Annotated in this window: 6 protein-coding genes; 2 read left to right on the forward strand and 4 right to left on the reverse strand. The window is 73.3% G+C overall.

From position 1 onward, the window contains the following. Positions 1-160: 160 nt before the first annotated feature. Entirely contained in the window at positions 161-1,102 is a 942-nt protein-coding gene (locus ACOJUF_RS16300; RefSeq protein ID WP_420122878.1) for a DUF559 domain-containing protein, read from the reverse strand. A 277-nt stretch (positions 1,103-1,379) separates the two neighbouring features. Then, complete coding sequence (locus ACOJUF_RS16305; protein ID WP_420122879.1) at positions 1,380-1,769, reverse strand: DUF3052 domain-containing protein; 390 nt, start codon at positions 1,767-1,769, stop codon at positions 1,380-1,382. 104 nt (positions 1,770-1,873) lie between these two features. Between ACOJUF_RS16305 and ACOJUF_RS16310 the strand changes: the two genes are divergently transcribed. Beyond that, a complete protein-coding gene (locus tag ACOJUF_RS16310; protein WP_420122880.1) occupies positions 1,874-3,043 on the forward strand; it encodes a thiolase family protein in 1,170 nt (389 codons plus the stop codon). Positions 3,044-3,100: 57 nt separating this feature from the next. On the opposite strand, the gene ACOJUF_RS16315 is transcribed toward ACOJUF_RS16310, so the two are convergent. Further along, on the reverse strand, positions 3,101-3,793 hold the full coding sequence (locus tag ACOJUF_RS16315; RefSeq protein WP_420122881.1) for a hypothetical protein: 693 nt from the start codon (positions 3,791-3,793) through the stop codon (positions 3,101-3,103). Positions 3,794-3,888: 95 nt separating this feature from the next. After that, positions 3,889-4,647, reverse strand: coding sequence for a hypothetical protein (locus tag ACOJUF_RS16320; RefSeq protein ID WP_420122882.1), 759 nt, complete (start codon positions 4,645-4,647; stop codon positions 3,889-3,891). Positions 4,648-4,812: 165 nt separating this feature from the next. Here ACOJUF_RS16320 and ACOJUF_RS16325 point away from each other — a divergent pair. Beyond that, the coding region (locus ACOJUF_RS16325; protein ID WP_420122883.1) for an MFS transporter at positions 4,813-5,534 on the forward strand (722 nt) is incomplete at its 3' end.

The raw sequence follows: 5,534 nt of genomic DNA on the forward strand, positions 1-5,534 counted from the left end.
CCGCGACCCGCGCGGGGCCCCGGCCGCCGGCCACCCGCGACCCGCGCGGGGCCCCGGCCGCCTCGGTGGCGACCTCGCGCCGACTTGCCGGTTTGAGCCCCGATTCGGCCCGGATCGGGGCTCAAACCGGCAACTCGACCCGGGCGGAGCGGGCGGGCGGTCAGCCGGCCCAGCCGGCGCTGAGCAAGGCCGCCCGGACGCGGCGGACAACATCCCGGCGGTCGCGGAAGAAGGAGCCCTTGGCCACCCGGACGACCCGCCAGCCCGCTGCCGCCAGGTCGTCCAACCGGGCCAGGTCCCGGCTGTACTGATCCGGGTCGGCGCGGTGATGGTCGCCGTCGTACTCCACGATCGTCCGCCAACGCTCGTAGACGAGGTCACCCCGGGCGAGGAACCGGCCGGCGTCGTCGTGGATGTCGACGTTCAGGCTCGGCTCGGGCAGGCCCGCCTCGACGAGCGCGAGCCGCACCAGCGTCTCCGGGCGTGACTCCGCCCCCGGCCGGATCAGCGCGAGCGCGGCCGAGGCCCGGGTCTTGCCCCGCCCGCGATACCACTGCACCCGGTCGCTCAACGCATCGAGCCCGAGGTAGGGCCGATCGGCCGCCCCGTATCGCGGCCGGAGGATCAGCGCGTCGCCGACGGCCACCAGGTCGGGCAGGCTCAGGGTCGCGGCGAGATGGCAGAACAGGCTGGCCGGGTCGGTCACGCCCACGCCGAACCGCTCCTGTGCGCCGACCTCCTGGTCACGGATCTGATGCCCGATCACACCCCGGCGGCGCGGCGCGTGGTCGGGGGCGAAGACGCTGATGTGCAGCGGTTCGTCCGCCCTCGGGGCCGGCAGCGGGAGTGGCCAGACGCGGGCCGCGGTGACCGAGCTGACCACGGCGCCCTGGCAGACGGTCAGCAGGGCGGCGCGGCAGCGGATCCGCAGGGCCTCGGTGGGCACCGCCGCGGGATCGGCCGGCCCTCCGGCGACCGCGCGCACCCCGCGGAACGGCACCACCAGATCCGGGCCGCGCATCCGTTTGCGTGAATAGCTCAACCAGTGCGGCGTGAAGATGCCGTCGCGAAGCTCATCGGGGATCGGGAACCGGGACGTCATCCGATCACGATGACCGAACCTTCGACCCACCCACGGAGTTGTCCACAGCGCGGGCATCCTCCGACCATCGACTTGCCACGTTGAGCCCCGAATCCGGGCGATTCGGGGCTCAAACCGGCAAGTCGGCGCGGATCAGGGGGCGGGGCCGGGCCGGGACGGGGCGGGGCCGGGACGGGGACGGGGACGGGCCGGGGCGGGGCCGGGCCGGGCCGGGGCGGATCGGCGGGGCGGATCGGCGGGCGGGACGGGACGGGGCGGATCCGGGCGGCGGCGGGATTCAGCGGTCGGCGAGCCGGATGACGAACTTGAGCGCCGACCAGGTCCCGTCGATCGCACAGACCTTGACGTCGACCCGACCGTGGCCCAGGCCCCATTCCCGCACGGCCGCGTCGCCCAGGTCGGTCACCACTCCGGACGACCGTTTGGGCCAGCAGACCCAGAGCATGCCCGCGGTCGTGTGCCGGGCCGCGGCCGCGTCGAACCGGCGCTCCAGCGTCGCCCGGTCGGGACAGAACAGCAGGACGACGTCGTACGGGTCGGCCCCGGGGCGCCGGTGGTACGGGGCGCCGGGGTCGAAGCCGGGCGGGGCACCCAGCACGAGCACGCGCGACCCGGCCGTGATCCCGAGCTTGCGCACGAGCGGGGTGCCCGAGTAGCCGGCCGTCACACGAGAATTCTGGCAGGGCCGCGCGCCACCCGACCGGCCCGGGCCGGTTTACCGCCGTTCACCAACTCGTAGAGTGGGGCGCGTCCCCCAGATGAGGAGTCCCCATGCGTGATGCGGTGATCGTCGAGGCGATCCGGACGCCGGTCGGCAAGCGCAACGGCGGCCTGTCCGGGGTCCACCCGGTCGACCTGTCGGCGCACGTGCTGCGGTCCCTGGTCGACCGCACCGGCGTCGACCCCGGTCTCGTCGACGACGTGATCTGGGGCTGCGTCAGCCAGGTCGGCGAGCAGACCTCGGACATCGCCCGGTCGGCGGTGCTGGCCGCCGGATGGCCCGACACCGTGCCGGGCGTGAGCATCGATCGCCAGTGCGGCAGCTCGCAGCAGTCGGTGCACTTCGCCGCGGCCGGCCTGATCGCCGGCCACTACGACATGGTCGTCGCCGGCGGGGTCGAATCCATGTCCCGGGTGCCGATGGGCGCGACGGTGCAGGTGGCCGGCACGCCGTTCTCGGCGAGCGGCTGGACCGGGCGGTACGGGGAGGTGTCGCCGCACCAGGGCGTCGGCGCCGAGATGGTGGCCCGGGAATGGGGCCTGTCCCGCGACCAGCTCGACGAGTACAGCCTCGCCTCGCACGAGAAGGCGGCCGCGGCCCAGGACGCCGGCTGGTTCGACGACCAGATCGTCCAGGTGCCGGCCGAGCTGACCGGCGGGGAGCCGGTCGGGGTGGACGAGGGCGTCCGCCGGGGCGGCACGCTCGCGGCCATGGGTTCGCTGCGGCCGGCGTTCGCGCCGGACGGCGTGGTCACCGCGGGCAACGCGAGCCAGATCTCCGACGGCGCCGCGGCGCTGCTGATGACCACCTCGGACAAGGCCAAAGAGCTGGGCCTGACCCCGATCGCCCGGGTGCACTCGGCCGTGCTGGCCGGGGCCGATCCGGTGATCATGCTGACCGCACCGATCCCGGCCACGCGCAAGGTGTTGCAGCGCAGCGGCCTGCGGCTGGACGAGATCGGGGTGTTCGAGGTCAACGAGGCCTTCGCGGTCGTCCCGCTGGCCTGGCTGGCCGACGTGGCCCAGGGCGACGACGCCGTGGGCAAGGCCCTCAACCCGGGCGGCGGCGCGATCGCCATCGGCCACCCGCTCGGAGCCTCCGGGGCCCGGCTGATGACCGCGATGGTCCACCACCAGCGCGCGTTCGGGATCCGCTACGGGTTGCAGACCATGTGCGAGGGCGGCGGCCAGGCCAACGCCACCATCCTCGAACTGCTCTGACGCGCCGACCGTTCGCCGGTCGCCCCGGGTCACCGGGGCGACCGGCCGGCACGACGGTCAGCCGGCGCCGCCCATGATCTTCTGGCACGCCGGGATCTGCTGGACGGCCTGCTGGACGTCCGGGCTGAGCTTCATCTCGGCCAGCGGTGACTGGGTCAGCGCGGCCTGGAAGTCCTGCAGGAACTGCTGCTGACCGGCGGTGTCGCTGTTGGAGATCTGCGCGGCGCGCGCGCCGAAGTCCTGGAACGTCTGGCCGAAGGTCTGCATCGCGGTCTGGGTGTTCGACGCGAGCTCCTGGCCTCCGTCGAAGGTCGGCGCGGGCTGGTCGGCCAGCTTGGCGGCGGTGTCGGTGAACGCCGTGCCGACAGTGGTCATCGCCGAGCCGAGTTCCTGGCCGGAGGACACCGACTTCATCGTCTGCTCGAGGTCGGCCAGCGGCGAGACCCCCGTACACAGCGTCTCGAACCAGGCGGTCGACTGGGCATCCAGGCTGGTGGTGCCCCCGCCGACGGTCGTCGTGGCGGTGACCGACAGGGACAGGCTGCTGGACATGTCCGAATCAGATGAATCGGACGACATGGCGGACGACTTCTCCGACGTCATGGCCGACGTCATCGAGGACATGGCCGACGACGAGGTGGCCGCGGCGGACGTGGTGCCGGCCGAATTGGTCCCCGAGCCACAACCGGCCAGGACGACGGCCGCCACTCCGGCGGCACCCAGCATCTGCAACCCCCGACGAATCGCCACGGCGGTCCTCCCCCTCTGCACACTCTCCTGCGACGCCCGCGGTCGCGGGGCCGTGAGAGGGATTCCCCAGGCCACCGGCGTTGAATCAGCCGAGGTCAGGATCCGAACAACGTTCCGCAGGCCGGAATCGACCGGACCTGCGCGGCCACGTCGAGCGGGAGCTGGGCGTCGCCCAGCGGCGAGGTGGCGGCCAGCGCCGACTGCAGGTCGGTCCCGAACTGCGCGAAGCCGGCGGTGTCGCCCTCGGGCAGGTCGGCCGCCCGGGCACCGAAATCGGACAGCGTCTGGCCGAAGTCGGTCAGTCCCTGCACGGCCGCACTCGCCAGTGCCGGCCCGCCGTCGAAGGTCGGCGGGGCGAGCTGGTTGAGCTGCCCGGCCGTGTCGGTGACGGTGGCCGTCGCCTCGGAGAGCACCGCGGCGGCCGATCCGATGTCCGTGGCCGACAGGGCCTGCTGCTCCTGCCCGGGTAGCGGCGCCAGTCCCTGACACACGGTCTCGAACCACACCACGGTGGTGTCGTCGAGCCCCGACGCTGCGGCGGCGGAATCCCCGTCGGTCGACCCGCCGTCGGTCGGCCCGGCGGTGGACTCGCCGGGGACGGCCGCGGACGGGTCCGTCGGGTTCCCGTACGGGTTGCCCTCACCGGCGGCCCCCGGTGTCGCGCCGGCCGGGATCGACAGCGAGACCGTCGGCGACGACGACGACGATCCGGTCGCGGCCGATGAGGCGTCGGCGGCCGCGGCGGTGGTCGGTCCGCCGACCGTCATGCGGCCGCCGCTCAGGTCCGTGCTGCAGCCGGCCAGCAGCATCGCCGCGACGACCGCCCCGCCGACCCATCCGCGGCGCCTGGTCATGGCGATCCCACCCTTTCCTGCCGGTCCGTCCGCCGGCGATGGCCGGCGAACTGCCGACCCTACGCGGCGGAACCGGCGGGCCGGGCCGTCACCACCCCGCCCGCACCGCGTTATGCTTAGTTAGCTTGTTTAACGATCAGCTCGTCCGATGCTCCTGGAGCTCCGATGGCCCGCACCCCGTTCCTCACGCAGGATCACCCGCACTACAAGTGGGTCGCCCTGTCGAACACCACCCTGGGCATGCTGATGGCCACGATCAACGCCTCGATCGTGATCATCTCGCTGCCCGCGATCTTCACCGGGATCCGGCTCGACCCGCTGGAGCCGGGCAACGTCAGCTACCTGCTCTGGATGCTGATGGGCTACCTGCTGGTCACCGCCGTGCTGGTGGTCACGTTCGGCCGGCTCGGCGACATGTACGGGCGGGTGCGGATCTACAACCTGGGGTTCGTGGTGTTCACCGTCGGGGCGATCGCCCTGTCGCTGGACCCGGCGACGGGCGGCGCGGCCGCACTCTGGCTGATCGGCTGGCGGGTCGTCCAGGGCGTCGGGGCGGCGATGCTGTTCGCCAACTCCACGGCGATCATCACCGACGCGTTCCCGGCGCACCGGCGGGGCATGGCCCTGGGCATCAACCAGGTGGCGGCCATCGCCGGCAGCTTCCTGGGCCTGCTGGCCGGCGGCTTCCTGGCCGTGCTCGACTGGCGCGCCGTCTTCTGGGTCAGCGTCCCGCTCGGCGTGCTCGGCACCGTCTGGAGCTACCGGTCCCTGCACGAGACGGGCACCCGCAACCCCGGTTCGCTCGACTGGCCGGGCAACATCACCTTCGCCGTCGGCCTGACCGCCCTGCTCACCGCGATCACGTACGGCATCCAGCCCTACGGCGG

It is taken from the genome of Nakamurella sp. (assembly GCF_048594475.1).
Taxonomy (GTDB): Bacteria; Actinomycetota; Actinomycetes; order Mycobacteriales; family Nakamurellaceae; genus Nakamurella.